The 25,980-nt window shown below is 66.8% G+C and carries 27 protein-coding genes; 14 read left to right on the top strand and 13 right to left on the bottom strand.

Going from position 1 to position 25,980, the window contains the following annotated elements:
* The first annotated feature begins 298 nt into the window (after positions 1-298).
* Both ACK4HL_RS04260 and ACK4HL_RS04255 read left to right on the top strand, forming a co-directional pair.
* Positions 299-493, top strand: a complete 195-nt coding sequence (locus ACK4HL_RS04260) for a hypothetical protein (RefSeq protein ID WP_409756802.1) — start codon at positions 299-301, stop codon at positions 491-493.
* Positions 494-517: 24 nt separating this feature from the next.
* Entirely contained in the window at positions 518-1,801 is a 1,284-nt protein-coding gene (locus ACK4HL_RS04255) for a flavin monoamine oxidase family protein (protein ID WP_409756801.1), read from the top strand.
* Here ACK4HL_RS04255 and ACK4HL_RS04250 read toward each other — a convergent pair.
* From ACK4HL_RS04250 to ACK4HL_RS04230, 5 genes are read right to left on the bottom strand one after another with little or no spacing between them, the layout of a single operon-like run.
* Positions 1,794-2,726, bottom strand: a complete 933-nt coding sequence (locus ACK4HL_RS04250) for a threonine/serine dehydratase (protein WP_409756800.1) — start codon at positions 2,724-2,726, stop codon at positions 1,794-1,796. The two genes, ACK4HL_RS04255 and ACK4HL_RS04250, sit on opposite strands and share 8 nt — an antisense overlap.
* Positions 2,723-3,661, bottom strand: coding sequence for a bifunctional 5,10-methylenetetrahydrofolate dehydrogenase/5,10-methenyltetrahydrofolate cyclohydrolase (locus ACK4HL_RS04245; RefSeq protein ID WP_409756799.1), 939 nt, complete (start codon positions 3,659-3,661; stop codon positions 2,723-2,725). Before ACK4HL_RS04245 ends, ACK4HL_RS04250 begins: the two co-directional genes overlap by 4 nt.
* Before the next feature lie 34 nt (positions 3,662-3,695).
* The gene (locus ACK4HL_RS04240) at positions 3,696-4,400 is read right to left on the bottom strand and encodes a DUF429 domain-containing protein (protein ID WP_409756798.1); all 705 of its coding nucleotides are present in this window, start codon (positions 4,398-4,400) and stop codon (positions 3,696-3,698) included.
* Positions 4,397-5,167 carry a bifunctional hydroxymethylpyrimidine kinase/phosphomethylpyrimidine kinase gene (locus tag ACK4HL_RS04235; protein WP_409756797.1) on the bottom strand — a complete coding sequence of 257 codons (771 nt, stop codon included), beginning with the start codon at positions 5,165-5,167 and terminating at the stop codon, positions 4,397-4,399. The genes ACK4HL_RS04240 and ACK4HL_RS04235 overlap by 4 nt, the downstream gene beginning before the upstream one ends.
* Positions 5,167-6,339 carry an NAD(P)/FAD-dependent oxidoreductase gene (locus ACK4HL_RS04230; RefSeq protein WP_409756796.1) on the bottom strand — a complete coding sequence of 391 codons (1,173 nt, stop codon included), beginning with the start codon at positions 6,337-6,339 and terminating at the stop codon, positions 5,167-5,169. The genes ACK4HL_RS04235 and ACK4HL_RS04230 overlap by 1 nt, the downstream gene beginning before the upstream one ends.
* Positions 6,340-6,465: 126 nt before the next feature.
* On the opposite strand from ACK4HL_RS04230, the gene ACK4HL_RS04225 reads away from it, so the two are divergent.
* The gene (locus tag ACK4HL_RS04225) at positions 6,466-7,329 is read left to right on the top strand and encodes an HpcH/HpaI aldolase/citrate lyase family protein (protein ID WP_409756795.1); all 864 of its coding nucleotides are present in this window, start codon (positions 6,466-6,468) and stop codon (positions 7,327-7,329) included.
* Positions 7,330-7,331: 2 nt separating this feature from the next.
* Positions 7,332-8,378 (top strand): MaoC family dehydratase, encoded by a 1,047-nt coding sequence (locus ACK4HL_RS04220; RefSeq protein WP_409756938.1) that lies wholly within the window; start codon positions 7,332-7,334, stop codon positions 8,376-8,378.
* Positions 8,379-8,382: 4 nt separating this feature from the next.
* Here the strand turns inward: ACK4HL_RS04220 and ACK4HL_RS04215 are convergent, their stop codons facing one another.
* Together ACK4HL_RS04215 and epmA are read right to left on the bottom strand one after the other, a co-directional pair.
* A complete protein-coding gene (locus tag ACK4HL_RS04215; protein ID WP_409756794.1) occupies positions 8,383-9,459 on the bottom strand; it encodes a Gfo/Idh/MocA family protein in 1,077 nt (358 codons plus the stop codon).
* Between the two features lie 66 nt (positions 9,460-9,525).
* A complete protein-coding gene (gene epmA, locus ACK4HL_RS04210) occupies positions 9,526-10,560 on the bottom strand; it encodes an EF-P lysine aminoacylase EpmA (RefSeq protein WP_409756793.1) in 1,035 nt (344 codons plus the stop codon).
* A gap of 95 nt (positions 10,561-10,655) precedes the next feature.
* On the opposite strand from epmA, the gene efp reads away from it, so the two are divergent.
* Positions 10,656-11,228, top strand: a complete 573-nt coding sequence (efp, locus tag ACK4HL_RS04205; RefSeq protein ID WP_409756792.1) for an elongation factor P — start codon at positions 10,656-10,658, stop codon at positions 11,226-11,228.
* Positions 11,229-11,291: 63 nt separating this feature from the next.
* Here the strand turns inward: efp and htpG are convergent, their stop codons facing one another.
* Positions 11,292-13,181, bottom strand: a complete 1,890-nt coding sequence (gene htpG, locus ACK4HL_RS04200) for a molecular chaperone HtpG (RefSeq protein ID WP_409756791.1) — start codon at positions 13,179-13,181, stop codon at positions 11,292-11,294.
* Positions 13,182-13,548: 367 nt separating this feature from the next.
* On the opposite strand from htpG, the gene ACK4HL_RS04195 reads away from it, so the two are divergent.
* On the top strand, positions 13,549-13,953 hold the full coding sequence (locus tag ACK4HL_RS04195) for a DUF2794 domain-containing protein (RefSeq protein ID WP_409756790.1): 405 nt from the start codon (positions 13,549-13,551) through the stop codon (positions 13,951-13,953).
* Between the two features lie 67 nt (positions 13,954-14,020).
* Here ACK4HL_RS04195 and ACK4HL_RS04190 read toward each other — a convergent pair whose 3' ends face one another.
* From ACK4HL_RS04190 to ACK4HL_RS04175, 4 genes are all read right to left on the bottom strand, one after another.
* Positions 14,021-14,743: a Bax inhibitor-1 family protein gene (locus tag ACK4HL_RS04190; RefSeq protein WP_409756789.1), complete on the bottom strand. Its 723-nt coding sequence runs from the start codon at positions 14,741-14,743 to the stop codon at positions 14,021-14,023.
* 88 nt (positions 14,744-14,831) lie between these two features.
* Positions 14,832-15,128 carry a 4a-hydroxytetrahydrobiopterin dehydratase gene (locus ACK4HL_RS04185; RefSeq protein ID WP_409756788.1) on the bottom strand — a complete coding sequence of 99 codons (297 nt, stop codon included), beginning with the start codon at positions 15,126-15,128 and terminating at the stop codon, positions 14,832-14,834.
* On the bottom strand, positions 15,125-15,667 hold the full coding sequence (gene thpR / locus ACK4HL_RS04180; RefSeq protein ID WP_409756787.1) for an RNA 2',3'-cyclic phosphodiesterase: 543 nt from the start codon (positions 15,665-15,667) through the stop codon (positions 15,125-15,127). Before thpR ends, ACK4HL_RS04185 begins: the two co-directional genes overlap by 4 nt.
* A 78-nt stretch (positions 15,668-15,745) precedes the next feature.
* A complete protein-coding gene (locus ACK4HL_RS04175; protein ID WP_409756786.1) occupies positions 15,746-16,369 on the bottom strand; it encodes an arylesterase in 624 nt (207 codons plus the stop codon).
* A gap of 71 nt (positions 16,370-16,440) precedes the next feature.
* On the opposite strand from ACK4HL_RS04175, the gene ACK4HL_RS04170 reads away from it, so the two are divergent.
* The 7 genes from ACK4HL_RS04170 to ACK4HL_RS04140 all read left to right on the top strand — a co-directional run bounded on the left by ACK4HL_RS04170 (position 16,441) and on the right by ACK4HL_RS04140 (position 23,892).
* A complete protein-coding gene (locus ACK4HL_RS04170; protein WP_409756785.1) occupies positions 16,441-17,136 on the top strand; it encodes an ABC transporter ATP-binding protein in 696 nt (231 codons plus the stop codon).
* Entirely contained in the window at positions 17,133-19,652 is a 2,520-nt protein-coding gene (locus tag ACK4HL_RS04165; protein ID WP_409756784.1) for an ABC transporter permease, read from the top strand. Before ACK4HL_RS04170 ends, ACK4HL_RS04165 begins: the two co-directional genes overlap by 4 nt.
* Before the next feature lie 32 nt (positions 19,653-19,684).
* Entirely contained in the window at positions 19,685-20,275 is a 591-nt protein-coding gene (locus ACK4HL_RS04160; RefSeq protein ID WP_409756783.1) for a cob(I)yrinic acid a,c-diamide adenosyltransferase, read from the top strand.
* A 6-nt stretch (positions 20,276-20,281) separates the two neighbouring features.
* Positions 20,282-20,971, top strand: a complete 690-nt coding sequence (locus tag ACK4HL_RS04155) for a rhomboid family intramembrane serine protease (protein WP_409756782.1) — start codon at positions 20,282-20,284, stop codon at positions 20,969-20,971.
* Positions 20,972-21,095: 124 nt separating this feature from the next.
* Complete coding sequence (locus ACK4HL_RS04150; protein WP_409756781.1) at positions 21,096-21,842, top strand: electron transfer flavoprotein subunit beta/FixA family protein; 747 nt, start codon at positions 21,096-21,098, stop codon at positions 21,840-21,842.
* Positions 21,843-21,844: 2 nt separating this feature from the next.
* Positions 21,845-22,786 carry an electron transfer flavoprotein subunit alpha/FixB family protein gene (locus ACK4HL_RS04145; RefSeq protein WP_409756780.1) on the top strand — a complete coding sequence of 314 codons (942 nt, stop codon included), beginning with the start codon at positions 21,845-21,847 and terminating at the stop codon, positions 22,784-22,786.
* Between the two features lie 230 nt (positions 22,787-23,016).
* Positions 23,017-23,892 (top strand): 3-hydroxybutyryl-CoA dehydrogenase, encoded by an 876-nt coding sequence (locus tag ACK4HL_RS04140; RefSeq protein WP_409756779.1) that lies wholly within the window; start codon positions 23,017-23,019, stop codon positions 23,890-23,892.
* Here the strand turns inward: ACK4HL_RS04140 and ACK4HL_RS04135 are convergent, their stop codons facing one another.
* On the bottom strand, positions 23,893-24,558 hold the full coding sequence (locus ACK4HL_RS04135; protein ID WP_409756778.1) for a TlpA family protein disulfide reductase: 666 nt from the start codon (positions 24,556-24,558) through the stop codon (positions 23,893-23,895).
* Between the two features lie 35 nt (positions 24,559-24,593).
* Between ACK4HL_RS04135 and argH the strand changes: the two genes are divergently transcribed.
* Positions 24,594-25,976, top strand: a complete 1,383-nt coding sequence (gene argH, locus ACK4HL_RS04130) for an argininosuccinate lyase (RefSeq protein WP_409756777.1) — start codon at positions 24,594-24,596, stop codon at positions 25,974-25,976.
* The last annotated feature ends 4 nt before the right edge of the window (positions 25,977-25,980 follow it).

Raw genomic sequence — 25,980 nt, 5'->3', positions numbered from 1 at the left:
CAACAGCCGCGGCGAATTCCGCGCGCGCACTTCCACACATTGCGAATCGCTGCTAGACGAACGGCTCACGCAAACATCAGGAGGAGTCAGCCATGGAGAACCGTTTTACGCGCTGCTGAACTCCGGGCCGCTTTCGGGGCTCGGGCCTCGGGCGGATAGCGTAAGTTTCGCGCTTCGGGCGCTTTCATTTCATCACTGACCAGAACCGCCGGCCCTTGCCGCGCATGCTCATGCGCGCCACCCGGCATGACGATGTCACGCGCATGGGCACCCCCATGTCTTCGCGATGGAGAAACGCATGTTCTCTCTCAAATTCGACCTGCTGTTCCTCGGCCTCGAGAATGCCAGGGCCGCAGCGAGGAAACTGAACGCCGGGAGGAAGCGGCACGCGCCGCCGGAAGACCCGCGCGAGCTGCAGCGGCTGAAGGACGAGCTCCGCCTCTCGCGCGAGCAGGTGCGCATGCAGGTGACGCGCGGAAGATTGTTGTGGTGAAGTGCCGCGTGCTAGCCTTGGGCCATGAGCGAAACAGACGTGATCGTGGTGGGTGCGGGGCTCGCGGGCGCGGCCGCCGCGCTGAAGCTGGCTCGGGCCGGGAAGCGCGTGAGGCTGATCGAGGCGCGGCCGCGCTGCGGAGGGCGCGGCTATCTGAAGCCCTTCGCGGGCGATGGACAGGAGCTCGAGTTCGGCGGGGCGTGGATCACGCCCTGGCACGGGAGGCTGCGCGCGCTGGTGGCGGAACACGGCCTCTCGCTGCGGCCGCGCCACCCCGTCACCAACCGCCTGTGGCTGCGCGGCGGCGCGCTGCACGCCGACGGCGCCGCCGCACCCGATGAGGTGACGGCGCATGAGCGCGCCATCGCCCGGGTGGCGGCGGACGCGATCCTGCTCAAGAAGGGGATGGCGGAGAACGAGAGGGGCGAGGCGCTGACCGGCATCTCCTTCGCGGCCTACCTCGACCGCCTCTCCTGCCCGAAACCGACGCGCGATCTCTTCTCCGCCTGGTGGACCGTGTCGGGGAGCGGCGATCACGCGGAGGTGGCGGCCTCCGAATTCCTCGCGAGCTGTTCCTATGACAATGGCCTCGCCGAGGGCATGATCAATTTCTGGAGCGACACGGTGGTGCCCGGCATGGGCGTTCTCGCGCAGCGCATGATCGCGGCATCCGGCGCGGAGCTCGTTCTCTCCGCCCCGGTAGAGCAGGTGGCCTCCACCGGTGCCGGCGTGGAGCTTACCGCAGGCGAGGCCAGGCACCGCGCGAGCGCCTGCGTGCTGGCGCTCGGCATCAACCAGCTGCGGGCCCTGCACTTCGCGCCGGAACTCTCCGCGCCAAAGCGCGAGGCGATCGCGCGCGGCCACGGCGGGCGCGCCTTCAAGCTGTGGATCAGGATGCAGGGCGTTCCGGTGGGCACGCTGGTGACGGGCGACGGCAACGGCATCGAATTCGCCTTCGCCGAAAGGCTGGACGAGGACGGCTCAACCCTCGTGGTGGCCTTCGGGCTGACGCGGGATGGCAACCGCCCCGCCGACCCGCAATGGGTGAAGGGGCAAGCCGGGAAGCTCTTCCCCAATGCGCGCGTGCTTGCCCACGACTGGCACGACTGGGTGGATGATCCCTTCGCGCGCGGTACCTGGGTCTCCGCCCTCGCCGGGCACGAGGCGGGGCTCGATGCCGCGAACTGGCAGCCCGAGAGCCGGATCGCCTTCGCCTCCTCCGATTACGCGAGGGACCAGGCGGGCTGGTTCGAGGGCGCGGTGATCGCCGGGGAGGATGCGGCCGAGGCCGTGCTGAAACTCACGTGAAGAGCTGGCCGAAGGCTTCCATCGAGGTGTTGGCGCCGCAGACGACGACGCCCACGCGCTCGTCCTTCTCGGGCCGGTAGGCGCCGGAGAGAAGGGCGGCGAAAGCGGCAGCGCCGCCGGGTTCGGTGACGAGCTGCGTTTCCTGCCACAGCTTGCGCTGCGCGGCGCGAATGTCGTCGTCGGAGACGAGCGCCACGCCGGAGACGTGGTCCTTCGCGATCTCGAACATCAGCCGGCCCACCGTGGTGGCGCCGAGCGAATCGGCGGCAAGGCCCGAGGTCTTCACGGGCACGCGCTCGCCCGCCGCCAGGGAAGCGTGGAGCGTGTTGCAGGAGAAGGGCTCGACACCGACGAGCCTGACGCCCGACTGGTACCACGCCGCGATGCCGCCGATGAGCCCGCCGCCCCCCACCGCGACGAGCAGCGTGTCGAGCCCGGGGGCCTGGTCCTCGAGTTCGCGTGCGAGCGTGCCCTGGCCTTCGAGCGTCGCCTCGGCGTCATAGGCGTGAACGCCGGTGGCGCTGGTCTCCGCGATATGGGCTTCGCAGAGCGCCAGCGCTTCGCTGTAATTCGCCCCTTTCTGCACGATCTCCGCGCCATAGGAGGCGATGCGCGCCACCTTGGCAGGCGAGGCGATTTCGGGAACGAAGATCTTCGCCCTGTGCCCGAGCTGGCGGGCGGCAAAGGCGACCGCCGCGCCGTGATTGCCGCCGGATGCCGTGGCGACGCCCGCAGCACCGACTTCCGCCCCGAGCAGCGTGTTGAAGGCGCCGCGCGCCTTGAAGCTTCCCGAATGCTGCAGGAGCTCGAGCTTGAGCGTGACGGGAAGCGCTACCCCCTCGACCGCCACCTCGACCACCGGCGTGCGCCGGACATGGGGGCCGATCCGCTGCGCGGCCCGCGTGATGGCCTCGCGCGTGATCATTCGGCGGGCGCCACGTTGACGAGACTTTCGGACTTTCCGCCGAACACCTGGTCGTAATAGCGCTTCTGCGCCTGCGCGGCTGTCAGCGCGTTGCGCATCAGGATCGACACGGTGACGGGCCCGACGCCGCCTGGAACGGGCGTGATCCAGCCCGCGGTTTCCGCACAGGCCTCGTAATCGACGTCGCCCACCGTGATGTGGCGGCCGCCCTCCTCGATCTGGTTGATGCCGATGTCGATCACCGCCGCGCCGGGCTTGATCATGTTCGGCGTGATGAAGCGCGGCTTGCCCACCGCCACGAAGATCGCATCAGCCGCGCGCGAGTGGACGGCGAGGTTGCGCGTCATGTGATGGCAGACGGTGACGGTGGCGCCCTCCGCCATGAGCAGGAAGGCGATCGGCTTGCCGACGATTTCCGAGTGCCCGATCACAACCACCTCGAGCCCTTCCAGCCTGAGCCCCGTGCGCTTCAGGAGTTCGACCGAGGCCGCCGCCGTGCAGGGCGCGAGCGAGGTGTCGCGGTAGACGATGTTGCCGATCGAGGCAGGATGCATGCCCTCGACGTCTTTCAGGGGATGCACCGCCGTCTGCAGCTCCCGGATGTCGAGATGGCTGGGCACCGGCCTCTGGATGATGACGCCGGTGACGCGCGGGTCGGTGTTGAGCGCCTGAAGGAGCCCCAGCATCTCGACGCGGGAAACGGTGGAAGGAAGATTGCGCTCCTCGAACAAGATGCCCGCCTTCTCGGCACCCCTGGCCTGGTTGCGCACATAGAGGCTGACGGCGGGAACGTCGCCGATGGTGATCGACACGAGCTTCACCGGCCAGCCCTGGCCTGCGAGTTCCTTCACCCCTTGCGCGACGCTGCGGGTGATCTCCTCGGCGACGGGCTTGCCCAGGAGGGCGTTGTGGCGGATGGCGGTGTGGGCGGTCATGCGCGGCGCTTTCATTCGGAACGGGGCCTGTAAATCACGCGTTGATCTCCATGCGCAAGCCTTTTGCATCGAGCGGAGGAGCCGCGGGGAAGCGGAATGCCTTCCCCTGCGCCAGCCGCCCGGCACTCCAGGCGCAGGCGCAGGCATCGAGGAGGTCGTCCGCGCCGACATCGGCGGCGCGGTGCTTAGGCCCTGAGAGCGCCGCCAGCGGGAATCCCGCCCGTTCGAGAAGGCCGCGGCGGAGAGCAAGGCCCGGCTCATGCGGCCTGCCCTTCACCTTCTTGGGAAGGGCGAGTGCCGATGCGCCGTTCATCGCCCAGAAGGCAAGCTCGGGATGGACCTCGAAGACGCGGGACTGGAGCTCCGGCGTCATCAGCGCATCGATCTCGCGCATCTTGGGGAAGAGATGGAAGCTCTGCTTCGCCACCTTGCGCGGCGGATCGGAATTGGCCTGGTTGGCGCGGCAGGCCTCCCGATACTCCGCGCAGGCGACGGCGGCGCGCGAGGGGACGGAGAACACGCTCGACTGCCGCTGGCCGAGAAGCGCCCTCACCTCACGCTCGACGGCGCGGCCGGACCGCTCCGGGATGCCGATCGGCATGTCGACGGCGATCACGGCGGCATCGAGCGCCATGACCTCCAGGAAGCTGCGGCAGAGATGGTGAGAGACGTCCTCTCCTGCCCAGCGCACCGCGATCCAGCCGCCGGGGCAGCCGTCGACCCCTGCGACCGGCGTCATGGCGCGCGCAGGGCGCCGGTAATATCGAGCACCGCCGTTCCGGCACTCATGGCGATGGCGCGCGAGAGCGTCTTCATGGCGGAGGCCAGTGCCCCCGGTGCCGGCTGGCGGAGGCGCCGGGCGAGATAGAGCCCGCTCAGGAAATCGCCCGTGCCGTGCGGAACGCCGGACAGCCTCGGCGTCACCACGCTGTGCACGTCCTCCGCCGTCACGAGGATCGTGGCGAGCCTGTCGCCCTCAACAGGGATCGAGGTTGCCAGCACTTCGGGGAGGCCGAGCGCGCGCGCCGCGGCGATGGCGCTCGCCTCATCGCTCACGCCGCGGGCGGAAAGCCATGCGAGTTCGAAGGCATTGGGGGTGATCGCCGTGGCGAGCGGCAGGAGCCCGTCGCGGATCGCCTCCGCCACCTCCTGCGGCACATAGAGCCTGCCATTGTCGCCGATCACCGGATCGACGAGGACGAAGCCGGGCGAGATCCGCCGCAGCAGCGCCGCCACTTCCCAGACCTGCGCGGGCGACGCGAAATAGCCTGTGAGCACGCCATCGAGACCACGAAGCGCGCCGAGCCCCTCGAGTGCGGCGAGCATGCGCGACATCACCTCCGGTTCCATGCGCATGCCCTGGGGCGGGCCGTGGCCCGGGTGGTTGGACAGCGTGACGGTGGAAAGACTCAGCACCTCGTGGCCTTCCGCCTGCAGCGCCGGAACCGCGGCGGAATTGCCGACCGGCCCCCAGACAACCTGGCTCGAGACGGCGAGGACCTTCATCAGATCACGTTCTTCTCGAACAGCGGCGCGTTCCGCACAATCCGCTCGTAGCCGAAGCGCGTGAGGTCGATGGTGCGGTAGCCGCCATGGACGACGAGCTCCGCGATGGCATTGCCGGATGCCGGACCCTGCTGCAGCCCATGGCCGGAATAGCCGTTGGCGAAGAGGAAGTTCTTGACCTCCGGGTGAGGTCCGATCACCGCGTTCTGGTCCAGCGCATTGTAGTCATAGTGGCCGGTCCATGAGCCGATCACCTTGATCGCCTCGAACAGCGGCACGCGCTCCGCGAGCCGTTCCCAGATGCGCTCCTCGAACCAGGCATGGTCCACCTCCCAGTCGAAGACCTGCGGTTCCTCGTGTTCCTCGGGCGAGAGGCCGCAAATGAAATTGCGGCCCTCGGGGCGGAAATAGATGCCGCCGGGCTCCACAGTGAGCGGCGCCTTGTGCAGGGCCTCGGTGGCGCCGGGGCAATCGAACACGAAGACATAGCGCTTGCGGGGGCCCACGGGCAGCGGGATGCCCGCCTGTTCCGCGAGCCGCCCCGCCCCGGTTCCCGCTGCGTTGACGAGCATGCCGCAGGAGATGGTCTCGCCCGAGGCGAGCATCACCTCGCTGATGCGGTTTCCGGCCCTCGTCACCGCGGCCACCTCGCCCTGGATCAGGGTGACGCCGCGGGCCAAGGCCGCCTTGCGGAACAGTGCCGCAAGCGAATAGGGATCGACCCAGCCCTCGCCCGAGAGGCCGAAGCAGCCCCCGGCCAGACCCTCCGCGTTGAGCCAGGGAAATCGCGCCGGGAGCTCTGCTCCGCGCAGCAGCACGTTGTCCGCGCCGTTGGCGATCTGCACCGCGTGGTTTTCCTCGAGGATCGGCATGCCGCCTGCGGTCGCAAGAATGAGATAACCCTGCTCCCTGAACCCGACGTCGGCCTCGGGCCCGAACTCTTCCTTGAGGGTCTTCACCACGCCCACACCGAATTTCGAGAGGGCGATGTTCTCCGGCGTCGAGAATTGCTGGCGCAGGCCCCCGCAGGAGCGCGCGGTGCAGCCGGACTGCCAGCTGGTATCCTTCTCCACGATGGCGACGGAGCCGGCAAACCCGTGCTTCTTCAGGTAATAGGCACTGGCGCTGCCGACGATGCCGCCGCCCACGATCACGATGTCGAATTTTGTCATGGGGCGGGACATTGCCGAAACCGCCCCCCTGCCACAAGGGGCGGAGCCATGCGGCTCATCCAAAAGTGGGCTTCCATTCCCGCAATGCGGCGGTTAGCGTTGCACTGCAACAACCCAGGGATTTTCATGACCTTGCGACCCCGACGCAGCGTTCTCTACATGCCAGGCGCCAATGAGCGCGCCCTGGACAAGGCGCGGACGCTCGATGCCGATTCGCTGATCCTCGACCTCGAGGATTCGGTGGCGCCCGACGCCAAGGCGGATGCCCGCGCCAGGACCGCCGCCGCGGTCAAGGCGGGGGGCTATGGCCGGCGCGAGCTCGTCATCCGCATCAACGGCCTCGACACGCCCTGGGGTGTCGAAGACCTGAGGATGGCGGCGGAGGTGAACCCGGACGCCATTCTCGTGCCGAAGGTGGCGCGCCCAGGCGACATCGTGAACGCTTCGAAGATTCACATGGGGCTTGGCGGCGCCGAGGGGACGCGCCTGTGGGCGATGATGGAGACGCCCATGGCGATCTTCAACGTGCGCGAGATCGCCTCCGTTCACGAGGTGGCGCGCCTTTCCTGCCTGGTGCTCGGCACCAACGACCTCCTGAAGGAATCGCGCGCGCGGGCCACCGGCGGCCGCTTCGCCATCCTCCCATGGCTCTCCATGACGCTGCTCGCGGCGCGCGCCTACGGCCTCGACGTGATCGACGGTGTCTACAATGATTTCCGCGACGAGCAGGGCTTCCGCGCCGAATGCGAGCAGGGCCGCACGCTGGGCATGGACGGCAAGACGCTGATCCACCCCGGGCAGATCGCCACCTGCAACGAACTCTTCTCGCCGGCGCCCGAGGAAGTGGCCTGGTCGCGCCGCGTCATCGAGGCCTTCGGCCTGCCGGAGAACGCGGCGAAGGGCGTCATCACCATCGACGGCCGGATGGTGGAGCGGCTGCACCTCGCCATGGCGGAGCGCGTCGTGGCCATCGCGGAGGCGATCGCGTGAGCATCAAGACCAATCCCGGCAATTTCTTCGAGGATTTCCGCCTCGGCCAGAGAATCCGCCACGCCACGCCGCGAACGGTGACGGCGGGCGATGGCGCACTCTACACCGCCCTCTACGGCGGGCGCTTCGCGGTGCAATCCTCCGATGCCTTCGCGAAAGCGGTGGGCTATCCGGCCGCGCCGGTCGACGATCTCCTCACCTTCCACGTGGTCTTCGGCAAGACTGTGCCCGACATCTCGCTCAATGCCGTGGCCAATCTCGGCTATGCCGAATGCCGCTTCCTGAAGCCCGTCTATCCCGGTGACACGCTCTCGACCGTGTCCGAGGTGATCGGGCTCAAGGAGAATTCCAACGGCAAGACAGGCACCGTCTATGTGCGCTCGGTGGGCAGTAACCAGCGGGGCGAGGAGGTGCTCTCCTACGTGCGCTGGGTGATGGTAAGGAAGCGCGACGAGGGAGCCCCGGCTCCGCAGGCGCATGTGCCGCAGCTCGCGAAGCGCGTGGAGCCTTCGGGGCTCGGTGGCGCCTGCCCCGCGATCGACGCGGCAAAATGGGATGATGGGCTTTCGGGTTCCCCGCACCGCTTCGGCGACTACGCCCGGGGCGAGAGAATCGACCACGTCGACGGCATGACGGTGGAGGAGGCCGAGCACCAGCTCGCCACGCGCCTTTACCAGAACACCGCCAGGGTGCATTTCAACCAGCATTCGGAAGCACAAGGCCGCTTCGGCCGGAGGCTCGTCTATGGCGGGCACGTGATCTCGCTGGCCCGGGCGCTGAGCTTCAACGGGCTGGCCAACGCCTTCCACATCGCCGCCGTCAACGGCGGCCGCCACGTGGCACCGCTCTTCGCCGGCGGCACTGTCTTCGCCTGGTCGGAAATCCTCGAGACGGCGGATGTGCCGGGCCGGCAGGACGTGGGTGCGCTCCGCATCCTGACGAGGGCGACGCGCGATCTTCCGTGTACGGGTTTCCCGGTGGAGGACGGCGCGCCGGACAGGCCGGGCGTCGTCCTCGAGCTCGACTACTGGGCGCTGATGGTGCGCTGAGCCGCTACAGCATCAGACGCTTCTCCGCCATGGGGAAGGCCCGCCCCATCTCCTTCACGGGGTGAGACGGCCGCGGCGGCAGCGAGATCTTCTGTGAGCGGCCGGTGCGCGCCGCCTCCTCGATCGCCCGCATGATGGCGACGTCGGCCAGCCCGTCGCCGCCGTCGGGCTCGGGCCGGATGCCCTTCAGGATGCAGTCCGAAAAGTAATGAGCCTGACCGCTGAAATGGTCGTATTGCGGGAAGGATTTCTCCTCCGTCCCGCCCCCGCTCGTGAGCCTGATCTTCATGGCGCGGTCGAACTTGAAGCCTGGAGAGACCTCGATCTGGCCCTTCGTGCCGATGACGCGGTACTGGTCGAGGTCGTCGGCCCCGAAGCTGGCGGTGAAATGGGCAAGCCTGTCGCCCGGGAAACGCAGCGTGGCGGAGACCATCTCCTCGACTTCCGCGAAGCGCTGGTCGCCGGGCGCACTTGCCGCGGCGGCGATCACCTCCGTGGGCTCGGCCTGGAAGAGGTGTCGCACGGCGTTGATGCAATAGACGCCGATGTCCTGCAGCGGGCCGCCCCAGTGCTCGGCCTTGAGGCGGTGATTGCCCGCGCCGACGGGGAAGGAGAACACCGAACTGAAGATGCGCGGCTCGCCGATCTCGCCCCGGCGCACCATGTCGATTGCTTCGAGCGTGCCGGGCTCCGTGTGCAGGCGGTAGGCCGTCATCAGCTGTACGCCGTTCCTCTCCGCCGCCGCGATCATCGCCTCGCACTCCGCCACGGTGACGGCGAGCGGCTTCTCGACCAGGGCGTGGATGCCAGCATTTGCGGCCCGGATTGCGTAATCGGCATGCAGTGAATTGGGGAGCGCGATATAGACGGCATCGACGAGGCCGCTCTTCAGCAGCTCATCATAGCGCTGATAGGGATAGACCTGCCCGATCCCGTAGAATTCCGCGAGCTTGCGCGCATTGGCGGGATTGCCGGAGACGATGGCGGTCATTTCCGAATTGCCGGTCTGGGCGATCGACGGCATGAAGGCGATCTGCGAGATCCAGCCCGCGCCCACCACGGCATAGCGAATCTTCTTCATTGTCTTTTCCTCCCCTTCACGGGCGCGGACCTTATCGCCGGCGCCGGTGTGCGTCGAGGCCGCGAGTCATGCAACGGGCGTCCACAGCACCTGATCGATCCGCGTGGCGCCCGCCGCCAGCATGACGAGCCGGTCGAGGCCGAGCGCCACGCCGGAAGCGGGCGGCATCAGCGCGAGCGCCTCGAGCAGCTCCTCGTCGACGGGGTAGCGTTCGCCATAGGCCTGTTCCTTCACGTCCATCTCGGCCTCGAAGCGGCGGCGCTGCTCTGCCGCATCCGTGAGTTCGCCGAAGCCGTTGGCGAGTTCCACGCCGCAGGCATAGAGCTCGAAGCGCTCGGCGACGCGGGGATCATGCGCGGTGACGCGGGCGAGCGCCGCTTCGACGGCGGGATATTCATGGAGCACGGTGATCCGCCCCTTGCCGAGGGAAGGTTCCACCTTCTCGGAGAGGATGCGGCTGAAGATGTCGGACCAGGAGTCGTCCCTGCCAAACGCCACCGGGGAGAGCGCCGCCAGCGCCTCGCGGTCCGCCGTGCCGTCCGCTCGCAGCGTCGAGAGCAGGTCCACCCCGGCATGGGCGATGAATGCCTCGCTGACGGTCAGCCATTCCGCTTCCGCCACCGGGTCCGCCTCCCGTTCTCGCCAGCGGAAGAGCCGCGTTCCGGCAACCTCGGCCGCCAGACGGACGAGCGCCAGCGTGTCGGCAATGACCGCCCCATAGTCTTCCTCCGCGCGGTACCATTCCAGCATGGTGAACTCGGGGGAGTGCGTCGGTGTCCGCTCGCGGTTCCGCCACACGTGGCCCAGGTTGAAGATGCGGGTTTCGCCCGCCGCGAGCAGCTTCTTGCAGGCGAATTCCGGCGAGGTGTGGAGATAGCGCGGGACCGAGGACCCATCCGGCTGGACGAGCGCGGTGGCGAAGGCGTGGAGATGCGCCTCGTTGCCGGGCGAGACGGCGAGTGCGGCGCAATCGACCTCGGTGAAGTCACGTTCGGCGAACCACGCCCTGATCGCGGCGACGATGCGGTTCCGCATGACGAGGAAGGGGCGCCGGTCGGCATGGCGGGCGGGCGAGAACCAGCGGGAATCGCTCTGGGCCAAGGGGCTGCACCTCCTGGGGGGTTGGCTTCCGGAATGGCCGCTGCTAATACCCCGCGCAATCACATTGGGCAATTCTGCAGAAACGAGAGACAAACGTGGTCAAGGTTATCGCAAGCGGTGTCCGCAAGGGCAATGTCATCGAGCACGAGGACGGCAAGCTCTATGTCGTGCTCAAGGCCGAATCCATGCACCCCGGCAAGGGCACGCCGACCACCACGATCGACATGCGCCGCATCTCGGACGGGGTGAAGACGGTCGTGCGCTACAAGACGACGGACCCCCTCGAGCGCGCCTTCGTCGAGACCATCACCCACTCCTACCTCTACCAGGACGGGGACAACTACATCTTCATGAACCCCGAGAACTACGAGCAGATCCAGGTCTCGGGCGACATGCTGGGCGAGAGCGCCCCCTTCCTGCAAGAAGGCATGGAGTGCCAGATCGCCCTGTTCAACGGCCAGCCGATCTCCATTGAACTGCCGCAGCGCGTGACGCTCGAGATCGTGGAGACGGAGCCCGCGATCAAGAACCAGACAGCCTCTTCCTCCTTCAAGCCCGCCCTGCTCTCCAACGGCGTGCGCACCATGGTGCCGCCGCACATCACCTCCGGCACCCGCATCGTGGTGGCCACCGAGGACGGCTCCTACGTGGAACGCGCCAAGGACTAGGCGATTTCCTGCTCTCCCTCCCTCTCCCGTTGCTCGCAACGGGAGAGGGAGAGATCTCGATCTTCACCCCAACGCCTTCGTCATCACCTCCGCCAGGCGGCGGGCGAAGCCGGCGGGGTCCGGTACCTGCTCGCCCTCGATGATGAAGGCCTGATCGAGCAGGAGCTGGGCGGCATCCTCGACGGAGCCGGCGCCCTTCTCCTTCACTTGCGCCGCCAGCGCCCTGATCAGAGCATGCGAAGGATTGATCTCCAGTATGGGCGAGGAGACCGCGATGCCGGAATCCTTCTGCCGCGCCAGCAGCTTTTCCAGTGTGCGGTCCATCGCGCTGTCGTTGACGATGCAGACGGCGCTCTCCGTGAGGCACTTCGAGCTCCTCACATCCTTGACCCTTTCCCCCAGCGCCTGCTTGAGTGCTGCGGCGAGAACGGCCACAGCGGGTTCGTCCGCCTTCTCCTTCTTCGCCTCGTCCTTCAGCGCGATGAGGTCGAGATCCGCTGCGCCCTGGGTGACGGACTTGAAGGGCTTGCCCTCATAGCCCAGCGCCGTCCTCACCCAGAAGGAATCGACCGGGTCGGTCAGCAGCAGCACCTCGATGTCGCGCGCCCTGTAGCCTTCGAGCTGCGGCGAGGCCTCGGCCTTCGCGGCGTCCTCGGCTGTGAGATAGTAGATCGCGGTCTGGTTTTCCCTGAGCCGCGCGACATAGTCCTTGAGGCTCACGCAACCGCCCCTGGTGGTCTTGAAGCGCACGATCTCGTAGAGCTGGTCCCGCCGCTCCATGTCCTCGTAGAGGCCTTCCTTGAGGACGGGGCCAAACACCTCCCACACCTTGCGGAAGGCGGGCTCCTCCGTCTCGGCTACCTTCTTGAGCTCGGCGAGGACCTTGTTGGTGACCGCCTTGCGGATCGCCGCCACCTGCGGGTTGTTCTGCAGCATCTCGCGCGAGATGTTGAGCGGCATGTCCTCGGAATCGATCACGCCGCGCACGAAGCGCAGATAGGCGGGAAGCAGTTCGACGTCGTCCGCGATGTAGACGCGCTTCACATAGAGCTTCTGGCGCCCGCGCCGCTCCGGGTCGTAAAGGTCGAAGGGGCGTTCGCCCGGCACGTAGAGCAGCACGGTGTACTCGTGCCGGCCTTCGGCGCGGTAGTGCAGCGTGATGGCGGGATCGGAATAGCTGCCCGAGAGATGCCCGAAGAACTCCTTGTGCTGTTCCGCCGTCACCTCGGAGCGGGGCCTCGTCCAGATGGCGCTGGCCGTGTTGATCTGACGCGCGGTCTCGCTGCCGATCGACAGCATGATGGGGTGCGCGATGTGGTCGGAATAGGTGCGGACGACGCTTTCGATCTTCCAGTCCTCGAGGATTTCCTTCGCGTCCTCCTTGAGGTGCAGGACGATGGAGGTGCCGCGCGGCCGATCGCCGGCGGGGGCCACCGTGAAGCTGCCGCTGCCGTCGGAGGACCAGATGAAGGCTTCGGCCTCGCCGGCGCGGCGCGAGATGACGTCCACCTTCGAGGCGACGATGAAGCCGGAGTAGAAGCCGATGCCGAACTGGCCGATGAGATTGAGCTCGCCGTGGCCCGCCTTCGCCGACTCCACGAAGGCCTGCGTTCCGGACCTGGCGATGGTGCCGAGGTTCTCGACGAGCTCGCGCTCGCTCATGCCGATGCCGGTGTCGGCGATGGTGAGCGTCATCTTCTCCTTGTCGGGCGTGATGGTGACGGTGAGGTCGGGAGCTCCCTCGAGAAGCTGCGGCGACGCGATCGCCTCGTAGCGGAGCTTGTCCAGCGCGTCGGCGGCGTTCGAAATCAGCTCCCGCAGGAAGACGTCGCGGTCGGAATAGACCGAGTGCACCATGAGGTGCAGGAGCTTGGCGACTTCCGCCTGGAACTGGTGGGAGGTTGCGGCAGCGTTGGCGCTGGTCTCGGCGGCTGCGGTCGTGTCAGTGGCCATGTCACCCTCTTCACAAGCACGTGATGCAAGTGCAGGGCATATCGGGTGTGCCGCGGGGGCGGTCAAGGGGCCAAAAAACATGCGGCCGGAGCGAGGCATCCGGCCGCAAGAAACCCTTCACTCATACACACTCACCATCCCGGGGATGGAACGGCCCGGCAAGCTTGCAAGCTCCGGGGGGCTGGGGGGCTGAGATTTCCGACGCTCAACGCCAGCCGGGCCTTAGAGGCAACGATATCCTTATCCGCCCGGAGATGGGCGGGAGCTTGATGCAATTGCGGCGGAAAGGTGATTTCCGGCGGCGCGCCTTGCCAATCGGTGGCAACGGGTCCATCTTTCCAGATACGAGGCCCGTCATCAGCCCGTCATGAAACTGGGGGGTGAAAAGTTGGACAAGACCGAAGATATAATCCCCCTCCGGCCATGGGAGCCTGTCCCATCGGCCGGGCCGCAGCCGCAGCACAGGCCGCCGGAGCAGGTGGCCTTCGATCGCAAGGAACTCCAGACCATCTTGGGCTTCTACGGCAGCAAGGTTGCCGAGGGAGAATGGCGCGACTACGCCATGGATTTTGGGCGCGACAAGGCCGTCTTCTCGGTCTTCCGCCGCTCGTCCGAACTGCCGCTCTACCGCATCGTCAAGGATCCCGCGCTGGCCCGCCGGCAGGGCATGTACTCGGTGGTGGCGCAGGGCGGCCTGATCCTGAAGCGCGGGCACGATCTCGCCGCCGTGCTGCGGGTGCTGGTGAAGGCGCCGAAGCTCTCCCAGGTCTGAGGACGCCAGCGTGAAACGAAAAAACCCCGGCCTCGCGGCCGGGGTTCGTGTTCGGGGACTGCCCTGATCACTCCTGGCGCATGATGCCGAGGATGTTCAGGATGTGGATGAACAGCGTGATGAAGCTGCCATAGAGCATGAAGGCGCCGAAGATCGACTTGCCGCGGGCCACGCCCGGGGCATCGCCCTCGATGTACATCTCCTTGATCTGCTGCGTCTCGTAGGCCGTGACGCCGGCGAAGAGCAGGACAACGACCACCGAGGTGATGAGGCTCATCATCGTCGACTGGACGAAGAAGACGTTGACCAGCATGGCGATGATGATGCCGATCGAGGCCATCATGAAGAAGGCGCCGAAGCCCGACAGGTCACGCTTGGTGATGTAGCCCGCAAGACTCGTGGCGCCGAAGGTGACGGCGGTGATCAGGAAGGCGCGGAACACAATGCCGGGATCGATCGCCAGGTAGGTGCCCACCATGGGCGCGATGGCAAGGCCCCAGAGCGCCACATAGCCCCAATAGGCGCCATGCGCGACGGCGGCATTGGCGGAGAAGATCAGGCGGGGCGCAAAGAAGCCCATGCCGAGAATCGCGAAGAAGAAGATCCATTTCAGCGAGTAGACCGCCTGCATCGCGGCAGGATTGGAAGCGACGGCCATCGTGATGATGGCGGTGGCCGCCACGCCGAGCGCCATGTAGTTGTAGACGCCCAGCATGTAGGAGCGCAGGCCCTGGTCGATCTCGGCCCGGGTCTGGGTCCTTACCTGAGGTTGATAGCGAGTTTCGGCCATTTACGTTCCTCCAGAAATGACTTTGCGGGGAATATGGGGAAAATCCGTCTGTTCCACAAGTTACAGGAATTTTAGGCGACAGGATACGTCAGCCGGCGGCGAGCTGGTCCATCTTGCGGGCGAGCGCGATATCCTTTTCGGTGACGCCCCCTGCGGAATGGGTCGACAGCGTCACCTCCACCCGGCCATAGACGTTGCACCACTCGGGGTGGTGATCGGTCTTTTCCGCAAAGAGCGCCACCCGGCTCATGAAGCCCCAGGCCTGCGAGAAGGACTTGAACTGGTAGGTCTTGGTGATGGCGTCCCGGCCTTTCGCCTCTGCCCAGCCGTGCAGCTCGTGCAGCGCCTTCGCCCGTTCCACCCCGACCAATGGCTTCTCCGTCATGCGCCCGCCTGCAGCTGATAGGATTCCTCCACCGCATAGGGACCGCCCCCGCGCGATGGCCGTGAGGAGAACAGCACGAAGCGCGCCACCTCGAAGACCCGGCTCTTGTAGAGGTTATGGGAGGCGACGAAGCTGTGCAAGGCCCGGAGATCCGGATCCTTCATGCGGGCGAGCGTCACGTGCGGCGCGAACTTGCGGCCCTCCGGCGCCAGCCCCAGCACCTGGCAGATCCGCTCATGCATCGCCTGCAGCCGCCGCAATTCCGCGCTTTCCTCCACCCCGACGAACAGCGCGTGCGGCTTGTTTCCGCCGAAGACGCCGCAGCCCGACAGCCGCAGCTTGAAGGGCTTCGCATCGATTCCTTCCAGCGCGTAATCGATTTCGCGCGCCAGGCCTTCGTCGATGTCGCCGATGAAGCGGAGGGTGAGGTGATAGGAGTCCCGGTCGATCCAGCGCGCCCCGCTGATGCCGCCCCGCATCAAGTCGAGGTCGAAGGCCACATCACCAGGGATTTCAAGGCCGGTGAACAGTCGTGGCATGGCGGGCCTCCTTTGCCGTGAAGGATGGGCGGAACGCTCTGGCCCTTACGGTACCGTGATTCTCGCCGATCCAAAGTGCTATTTTCCGCCCGCCCGGCCGAGCAGCGCCTCGACATGGGGCAGGATGCGGGAGACAATGACGTCCACCCCCGCCGGGTTCGGGTGCATGCCGTCGGCCTGGTTGAGCCTGGGCTCGGCAGCCACCCCTTCTAGGAAGAACGGGTAGAGCAGCGCCCCGTGCTTCTGGGCGAGACGCGCGTACATCCCGTCGAAGGCGGCCTGGTAGTCCGGCCCCAGGTTGGGCGGCGCGCGCATGCCGGCGAGCAGCACGGGGAGGTTCTTTTCCCGGAGCTTGCCCAGGAGCTGGTCGAGCGCCGCCTCGGCCTGCGCCACCGGAAGGCCGCGGAGCGCGTCGTTGGCGCCAAATTCGACGATGACCGCATCCACCTCCTCCGACATCGCCCAATCCAGCCGGGACGCGCCGTCGAGCGCGGTATCTCCCGCCACGCCGGCATTGATGACCTTGACGTCAAGGTCCCTCGCGCGGAGAGCGGCCTCGAGCTTCACCGGGAAAGCGTCGGAAGGCTGGAGACCATAGCCCGCCATCAGGCTGTCTCCCAGCGCCAGCAGCGTGACGCTCTGGGCAAGGGCGGTACTGACCATCAGGAAAAGACCGGCGAGGGCGGCGGAAAGTTTCAGCATCCTCCGTCAATTAAGCGCCACGGTTGCCGTGTTCAAGCATCCGGGCCTCGACAATGAGCGTAAGGGAAACCATGTTTGACGCAATGACCGCCACCGCCGTCTCCCTCAAGGACGTTCACCTGACCCTCCCGAGCCGTGCCGGGAACGTGGACATCCTGCGCGGCGTCGACCTCACGGTGAGGCCGGGCGAGGCGCTCGGCATCGTCGGGCCGTCAGGATCAGGCAAGACCACCCTTCTCATGGTGATCGCCGGGCTCGAGCGGGCGAGCCGGGGCGAGGTGACGGTGGCCGGCCAGGCGCTCTCCGACAAGAGCGAGGACGAACTCGCCGCCTTCCGGCGCGACAATGTCGGCATCGTGTTCCAGTCCTTCCACCTGATCCCCACCATGACGGCGCTCGAGAACGTTGCCGTGCCGCTGGAATTCCGTGGCGCTCCGGATGCGATGGGAATCGCCGAGGAGAAGCTGAAGCGGGTGGGGCTCGGCCACCGTCTCAGCCATTACCCGGGCCAGCTCTCCGGGGGCGAACAGCAGCGCGTGGCGATCGCCCGGGCACTCGCCTCGGGCGCCAGGATCATGATCGCCGACGAGCCCACCGGCAACCTCGACCACGTGACGGGCGAACAGATCATAAGCCTGCTCTTCGACCTGAAGCGCCAGGATGGCGCATCGCTCCTCCTCGTCACTCATGACCGCGCGCTCGCCGGGCGCTGCGACCGCATGGCCGAGGTGCTGGACGGCCGGATCGTGGCCGGGGCCCACCCATGAGGCCTGGCCTCTGGCTGCGCTTCGCCGCGCGTGACCTGCGCTCGGGGCTGCAGGGCTTCTGGATCTTCCTGACCTGCCTGGCGCTCGGCACCGGCACCATCGCCATCATCGGCGCGCTCTCCGCCGCCATCCAGCGCGGCCTCGACGAGCAGGGCCAGCCGCTGCTGGGCGGCGATCTCGAATTCGCGCTGATCCACCGCGAGGCGGCACCGGAGGAATTCTCGTTCATCACGTCCAAGGGGCAGGTGAGCAAGGTCGCCACCGTGCGCGGCATGGCGCTCGCGGGCGACAACACCACCCTCATCGAGGCCAAGGCGGTGGACGGCAGCTACCCGCTCTATGGCGCGGTGAAGCTCGAGGGCGGCATGGCGCTCGCCGACGCCATCGCCACGAGAGACGGGATGCGAGGCGCAGCTGCGGACCCGCTGCTGATGGGCCGCCTCGGCATAACGCCCGGAGACCGGATCCGGCTCGGCTCGATCGAGGTCGAAATCCGCGCCCTGATCGAAAGCGAGCCCGACCGGCTTTCGGACGGCATCGTGCTGGGGCCGCGCCTGCTGCTCACCGAAGAGACGCTGCGCGCCACCGGCATCGTGCAGCCGGGAAGCCTCATCACCTGGCGCTACCGGCTCAGGCTGCCGGACACCTCGCTCGATGCCGCCCGCGCGGTGGTGAAGGAGGCCGAGACGAAATTCCCCGACGCGGGATGGCGCATCCGCACCCGCAACAATGCCGCCGCCGGCGCCGACGGTTTCATCGAGCGGCTCGGCTACTTCATGACGCTCGTGGGGCTCGCCTCGCTGATTGTGGGCGGCGCGGGCATCGCCAACGCCGTGCAGGCCTTCGTGACGCGCAAGATGGCCTCGATCGCCACCTTCAAGTGCCTCGGCGCCTCCTCGCGCGACGTGCTCGGCATCTACCTCACGGAAATCCTGATCGTGGCGCTGGTCGCCATCGCCATCGGCCTCGTGGCGGGGGCGGTGGCGCCGCCGCTCATCACGGCCGCTTTCGGCCACCTGCTGCCATTGCCCGTGTCGCACCGTTTCGATCCCGTGCCGCTGGCCTTCGCAGGCGCGCTTGGCCTTCTCGCCACCATCGCCTTCGCCCTCTGGCCGCTGGCGCATACGAGGCGGGTCGCCGCCTCGGCACTGTTCCGCTCCCGCATCGCGCCCGTCCATGGCTGGCCGGGATGGGGCGAGCTTGCGGCCATCGCCGGGGCGCTGGCGCTCATCGCGGCATTGACCTTCCTCTCCTTCGAGAACACCAGGGTGACGTCCTATTTCCTCGGCGGGCTGGTGGCGAGCTTCGTCGTGCTGCTGGGACTCGCGAGGCTCATCATCATGGGCGCGCGGCGCCTGCCGCGGAGCCGCTCCGCCATCTGGCGCTATGCCATCGGCAACATTCACCGCCCGGGCTCGGCGGCGGCTTCCGTCATCCTGGCGCTGGGGCTGGGCCTCACGCTCTTCGTCACGCTCGCACTCACCGACCGCAGCATCTCCACCGAGCTCGCCGCCGGCATCCCCGAGAAGGCGCCCGCCTTCTTCTTCCTCGACGTGCGCAACAACGAGCTCCAGGCCTTCAAAGACGCGGTCGCGACGGAGCCCGGCGTCACCCATGTCAACAACTCGCCCATGCTCAGGGGCCGCGTGGTGGCGGTGAAGGGCGTCCCGGCGGCCGAGGTCAAGGCCTCTCCCGAGTCGAACTGGGCACTGCGCGGCGACCGCGGCCTCACCTATTCCGAGACGCTGCCCGAGGGCTCCAAGCTCGTCGCGGGCGACTGGTGGCCAGCAGATTACAATGGCCCGCCACTCGTTTCCATGGTGGACGAGATCGCCGAGGGAATCGGCGTCGGGATCGGCGACGAGATCACCATCAATGTGCTGGGCCGCGAAATCACGGCGAAGGTGGCCAATCTGCGGAGCGTCAACTGGCGGAGCCTGGGCATCAACTTCGTCATGGTGTTCACGCCGAGCACGCTGAAGGGTGCGCCCCACAGCCACATCGTGACCGTCGAGATGAACGGCGGCGACGAGGCCCGGCTCCTCAACGCCATGGCGCGTGCCTATCCATCCGTCACCGCCGTGCGCGTCAAGGACGCGATCGACATGGTGAGCGGCCTCCTCTCGCAGATGCTTGCGGCGATCCGCGGCGCCAACGCGCTGACCCTGCTCACCGGCGTGCTGGTGCTGGCGGGAGCCCTCGCTGCCGGCCTCTCCGAGAGGCTCTACGAGGCGGTGGTGCTGAAGACCTATGGCGCAGCGAAACGCCAGCTGATTGGCGCCTTCGTCATCGAATATGCCGGGCTGGGCCTTGCCGCCGCAGGCTTCGGGCTTGCCGTCGGCTCCGCCGCCTCCTGGTTCCTCGCGCGCTTCATCCTCGAGATGCCGTGGAGCTTCTCCTTCGCCACGGCGGCGCTGACCGCGCTGATCGCCATGGCGGTGACAGTGGCGGCGGGGCTCACCGTCACCTGGCGAGCCCTTTCGGCACGGCCCGCGCCCTACCTCAGAAACGAGTAGAATTCGCAGGCAAGGCACGTTAGGCAGGGCGCATGGTCGTTCTCAACCGCATCTACACCCGAACTGGCGATGCCGGGGAAACGGCGCTCGGTTCCGGCGAGCGCGTCTCCAAGGCGCATCTCCGCATCCAGGCCTATGGCACGGTGGACGAGACCAACGCCACGCTCGGCATCGTGCGCCTTCACACGGCGACGGACGACATGCGGAAGCTCGACCAGATGCTGGCGCGCATCCAGAACGAGCTTTTCGACCTGGGCGCCGACCTCTGCGTGCCTGACACCGGCAAGGACCTGGGCTACGAGCCGCTGCGCATCCTGCCCAAGCAGTTCGAGCGGATCGAGGCCGAGATCGACGAACTCAACGCCGAGCTCTCGCCGCTGCGCTCCTTCGTGCTGCCGGGCGGCCACCCGGCGGCGGCCCATCTCCACCTGGCGAGGACCGTGTGCCGAAGGGCGGAGCGCCTCATCGTCGAGCTCGCCTCGCACGAGGGCGAACATGTGAGCGAGGGTGCGATCGCCTACATCAACCGCCTCTCGGATTTCTTTTTCGTGGCCAGCCGCTGGTCCAATGCCAGATCCGCGGGCGACGTGCTCTGGGTGCCGGGAAAGACGCGACAGGGATAGGGCGGGATGTTCGTTCCCCTTCACGATTCCACCCCGCTGAAGGTCATCCGCTTCCAGGCCGTCACCCTCACCATCATCGCACTCAACGTCGTGATGTACCTGGCGACCGGCGCCTACGCCTCCGAACAGGTGCTCGCCCTCATCGCAACGGGTTGGGGGGTCGTTCCCGGCGAGATCACCGGCCTGTCCCCGCCGGTCTATTCTTATGAGCCGGTGCCGGAGCCCTTCACCCTCATCACCTACCAGTTCCTTCATGGCGGCTGGTGGCACCTGATCTCGAACATGCTGTTCCTCTGGGTCTTCGCCGACAACATCGAGGACGCCTACGGGCATGTGGCCTTCGCCCTGCTCTACCTCACCTGCGGCGTGCTGGCGGCACTCGCCCATGTGCTGACCATGCCCTATTCGGGAGCGCCGCTGGTGGGGGCCTCGGGTGCCGTTTCCGGCATTCTGGGCTCCTACATCGTGCTGTTTCCCAGGGCCCGGGTTTGGATCTTGCTGTTCCTGCGCCTTCCCCTCAGGATCGGGGCGCTGTGGGTGCTGGGCGGCTGGTTCGGCCTCCAGGTCTTTTCCTGGTGGCTGGAACGCAATTCCGAGACCGGCATCGCCTGGGGCGCCCATGTGGGGGGATTCATCGCCGGAGCGGCCATTACCTATGCCGTCCGCCGCCGCCTCTGGATGCGCCTCGAGGCGTGACGTCTTCGCCCCCGCCTGAATGAAACGTCGCATTCGGCCATCAAGCGGCGTTGCCGGAATTGACTTGAGGGGTTCCCCTCACTAGGGTCCGGCCACTTTTTTGCACTGCCATATCGAGGAAACGATGAAAGTTCTGGTCGCTGTGAAGCGGGTCGTCGACTACAACGTCAAGATCCGCGTGAAGGCCGACGGTTCGGGTGTCGAACTGGCCAATGTGAAGATGTCGATGAACCCGTTCGACGAGATCGGCGTCGAGGAGGCCGTCCGCCTCAAGGAATCCGGCAAGGCGACCGAAGTGGTGGCCGTGTCGATCGGGCCGGCCCAGGCCCAGGAGACGCTGCGCACCGCACTCGCCATGGGCGCCGACCGGGCCATCCTGGTCAAGACAGACGATCTGGTGGAGCCGCTCGCCGTGGCCAAGGTCCTGAAGGGCGTGGTCGAGTCGGAAAAGCCCGAGATCGTCATCCTGGGCAAGCAGGCGATCGACGACGACTGCAACCAGACGGGCCAGATGCTCGCCGCCCTCCTGGGCTGGCCGCAGGCGACCTTCACCTCGAAGCTCGAGCCGGGCGCAGGCGAAGCCCAGATCACCCGCGAGATCGATGGCGGCCTGCAGATGCTGAAGGTGAAGCTGCCCGCGGTCGTCACCACCGACCTCCGCCTCAACCAGCCGCGCTATGCCTCCCTGCCCAACATCATGAAGGCGAAGAAGAAGCCGCTGGACGAGAAGACCCCCGCCGATTACGGCGTCGACACGGCGCCCCGCCTGAAGGTCGTGAAGACCGAGGAGCCGCCGAAGCGCCAGGCCGGCATCAAGGTTGGCTCGCCCGCCGAACTCGTCGCCAAACTCAAGGAAGCTGGAGCAATCTGACCATGGCTGTCCTCCTCATTGCCGAACATGACAATGCCTCGCTCAAGGACGCCACCCACAAGGCGCTGACCGCCGCAGCCCAGATGGGCGGCGAGGTGCATGTGCTGGTGGCCGGCAACAATGCCGCCGGCGCCGCCGCCCAGGCCGCGAAGCTCGCCGGCGTCAGGAAGGTGCTGCACGTCGAGAGCGCCTCGCTCGAGCGCCCGCTGGCCGAGCCGATGGCGGCGCTGATCGTCGCGCTGGCGCCCGCCTACGATCACCTGGTGGCGCCCGCCACCGGCAACGGCAAGAACTTCATGCCGCGCGTCGCCGCCCTTCTCGACGTGATGCAGATCTCCGACATCTCGGAGGTGAAGTCGCCCGACACCTTCGTGCGGCTCATCTATGCGGGCAACGCCGTCCAGACCGTGCAGTCGACCGACCCCAAGAAGGTCGTCACCGTGCGCACCGCCTCCTTCGCCGCCACAGGCGAGGGTGGCTCGGCGGAGGTCGCCAAGCTCGATGCGCCCTCCGACCCCGGCCTCTCCTCCTACCAGGGCGAGAACCTCTCCAAGTCCGACCGTCCGGAGCTCACCTCGGCAAGGATCGTCGTCTCGGGCGGCCGCGGCATGCAGAACGGCGAGAACTTCAAGCTGCTGGAATCGGTGGCCTCCAAGCTCAACGCCGCCGTCGGCGCCTCGCGCGCCGCCGTCGATGCGGGCTATGTGCCGAATGACTATCAGGTCGGGCAGACCGGAAAGGTGGTGGCCCCCGACCTCTACATCGCGGTGGGCATCTCGGGCGCCATCCAGCACCTCGCCGGCATGAAGGACTCGAAGATCATCGTTGCCATCAACAAGGACGAGGAGGCGCCGATCTTCCAGGTGGCCGATTACGGCCTCGTTGCCGATCTCTTCACCGCCGTGCCGGAGTTCGATGCGGAACTCGGCAAGCTCGGCAAATGATACCTCGCCATGGGTGAATGAAAGGGCGGCTGCGGCCGCCCTTTTTCATTGCAGAAAGCAAGCTCTTCACCTCACTCAATTGCTGAGCAAAAACGCTCATTCTGCCACTCATCGCTCAGCGTGGCCGCGATCCCCCGCCCAAAGTGCTATTGCTGCATGTGCGAAACGCTCTTGCTCCGGCCACATGCCCGATATAGGCTCCGGCAGTTTTTCGAAGGCACTCTATTCACATGCAGATCAGGAAAGTCGGCGTCATCGGCGTTGGTCAGATGGGAAATGGCATCGCGCATGTCTGCGCCGTGGCTGGTTATGACGTCGGGCTCTTCGACATCAGCAAGGAACGGATCGAGGCCGGGCTCGCCACCATCAACGGCAACCTCGCGCGCCAGGTGCGATCGGGCAAGCTGAGCGAGGAAGACCGCGATGCCGCCCTCTCGCGCATCCGGGCGGTGCCCACCTACGAAGGCTTCGCCGACTATGACCTGGTCATCGAGAGCGCCACCGAGGACGAGCAGGTGAAGCGCAAGATCTACCAGGCGCTCTGCCCGCATCTGAAGCCGGAATGCCTGGTCGGTTCCAACACATCGTCGATCTCGATCACCCGCCTCGCGGCGGCCACCGACAGGCCCGAGAAGTTCATGGGCATCCACTTCATGAACCCGGTGCCGGTGATGGAGCTGGTGGAGCTGATCCGCGGTATCGCCACCGAGGAGCAGACCTTCGCGGTCGCCAAGGAATTCGCCGCGTCCCTCAAGAAGACCATAGCGGTCTCGGAGGATTTTCCAGCCTTCATCGTGAACCGCATCCTGCTGCCGATGATCAATGAGGCGATCTACACGCTCTATGAGGGCGTGGGCGGCGTGGAGGCGATCGACACCGCGATGAGGCTTGGCGCCCGGCACCCCATGGGACCTCTCGAGCTTGCCGATTTCATCGGTCTCGACACCTGCCTCTCGGTGATGCAGGTGCTCTATGACGGCCTGGCGGACTCGAAGTACCGGCCCTGCCCGCTGCTGGTGAAATACGTCGAGGCGGGCTGGCTCGGCCGCAAGACCAACCGCGGCTTCTACGACTACCGCGGCGAGAAGCCCGTTCCCACGCGCTGATCAGTCGGTCTCGGCGATCGCGGCTTTGACGAGGGCGAAGGCCTCGGGGGCGGCCCAGTTCGCGGGGCCGAGCAGCCGGCCGATCTCCCGGCCCCGGCGATCCACCAGGATCGTGGCGGGAAGGCCCGCCGACTGCAGCTCGCTCACGATCCTCGTGGTCGGCTCCACATAGAGCTTCAGGTTCTCGGCTCCCGTCTCCCTGAGGAAGGCGGAGGACGCTTCCGCCCCCTTCCGGTCGACGCTGATCGCCACCACCTCGAACTGATCCGAGCCCAGCTCCTGCTGCAGCCGGGCGAGATCCGGCATCTCCTTCCGGCATGGCGCGCACCATGTGGCCCAGAGGTTGATGAGCACCACCCTGCCCTTCCAGTTGCTGAGCTTCACGGCGGTGCCCGAGCCGTCGGCGAAGGCCACGTCCGGCAGGGCTTTCCGATCCGGGCGCACCAGGAAGGCAGCGAGCGTGCCGGTGGCGAGTTCGCGGGAGACGCCGGCACCGGCTGCCGGAGCGGCCGGGGCCGCAGCCGCCGGCTCCGGCGGCTCTTCCGCAGGTCCGCCCTTGCGCGTGGTGGCCTCGAACAAGTAATAGCCCGTGATCGCTGCGAGAACGACGAGACCCGCGGCGATCTGCAGCAGGGGGCCGGGTTTCTTCTTCTTTTCAGTGTTCATGCGCAAGGTTTCTCGGGCCGGATGAAGGAATTTCGATGACGAACAAGATGTGGGGCGGGCGGTTTCAGTCGGGACCGGACGCGATCATGGAAGAGATCAACGCCTCGATCGGCTTCGACAGGCGCCTGTTCCGCCAGGACATCGCGGGCTCGAAGGCGCACGCCGCCATGCTGGCGAAGCAGGGGATCATCACGAAGGCCGATGCGGCGGAAATTAGGAAAGGGCTGGACCAGGTGCAAGCCGAGATCGAGGCGGGCACGTTCACCTTCTCGCGAGCGCTCGAGGACATCCACCTGAACGTCGAATCCCGCTTGAAGGAGCTGATCGGCCCGGCCGCCGGAAGGCTTCACACCGCGCGCTCCCGCAACGACCAGGTGGCGCTGGATTTCAGACTCTACGTGCGTGACACGGTTGACCACCTCGACGCCCAGCTGAAGGACCTGCAGCTGGCGCTTGCCGAAACGGCTGAGGCGCATGCGGCAACCGTCATGCCGGGCTTCACCCATCTCCAGGTCGCCCAGCCCGTGACCTTCGGCCACCACATGCTGGCCTATGTCGAGATGCTGGCGCGCGACCGCTCGCGCCTTGCCGATGCCCGCCACCGCATGAACGAGAACCCGCTCGGTGCGGCCGCCCTCGCCGGCACCAGCTTCCCCATCGACCGCCACATGACGGCGGAGACACTGGGCTTCGACCGCCCGACGAAGAACTCGCTCGACACGGTGGCCGACCGCGACTTCGTTCTCGAAACACTTTCCGCCTGCGCCATCTGCGCCATCCATCTCTCGCGGCTCGCCGAGGAGATCGTCATCTGGTCGACGAGCCAGTTCCGCTTCGTGAAGCTCTCGGACAAGTTCACCACCGGCTCCTCGATCATGCCGCAGAAGCGCAACCCCGATGCCGCAGAACTGGTGCGCGCCAAGCCCGGCCGCATCATCGGCGCTCTCGTCTCGCTCCTCACGGTCATGAAGGGCCTGCCGCTCACCTATTCCAAGGACATGCAGGAAGACAAGGAGCCCGCCTTCGACGCCTTCGACAACATGTCGCTGGCGATCGCCGCCACCGCAGGCATGGTGCGGGACATGGTTCCGAACCCGGAAGAAATGCGCAAGGCGGCCGCCGCCGGATTCTCGACCGCGACCGACCTCGCCGACTGGCTCGTCCGTACACTGAAGATGCCGTTCAGAGAGGCCCACCACGTGACGGGAAGCCTCGTGGCGATTGCCGAAAGGGAGGGTGTGGACCTCCCCGAACTGCCGCTCGCCCTCATGCAGGAGATAGAGCCGCGCATCAGCAAGGACGTCTACAAGGTCCTGACCGTCGAAAGCAGCGTCGCCTCGCGCGGGAGCTTCGGCGGCACGGCCCCAAACAATGTGCGGCGCGAGGCGAAGCGCTGGCTGAAGCTGCTCCGGAGCTGAAAGG

Source organism: Aestuariivirga sp., from assembly GCF_046294715.1.
Taxonomy (GTDB): domain Bacteria; phylum Pseudomonadota; class Alphaproteobacteria; order Rhizobiales; family Aestuariivirgaceae; genus Aestuariivirga.
This window is presented reverse-complemented; position numbering and strand designations above follow the sequence as displayed.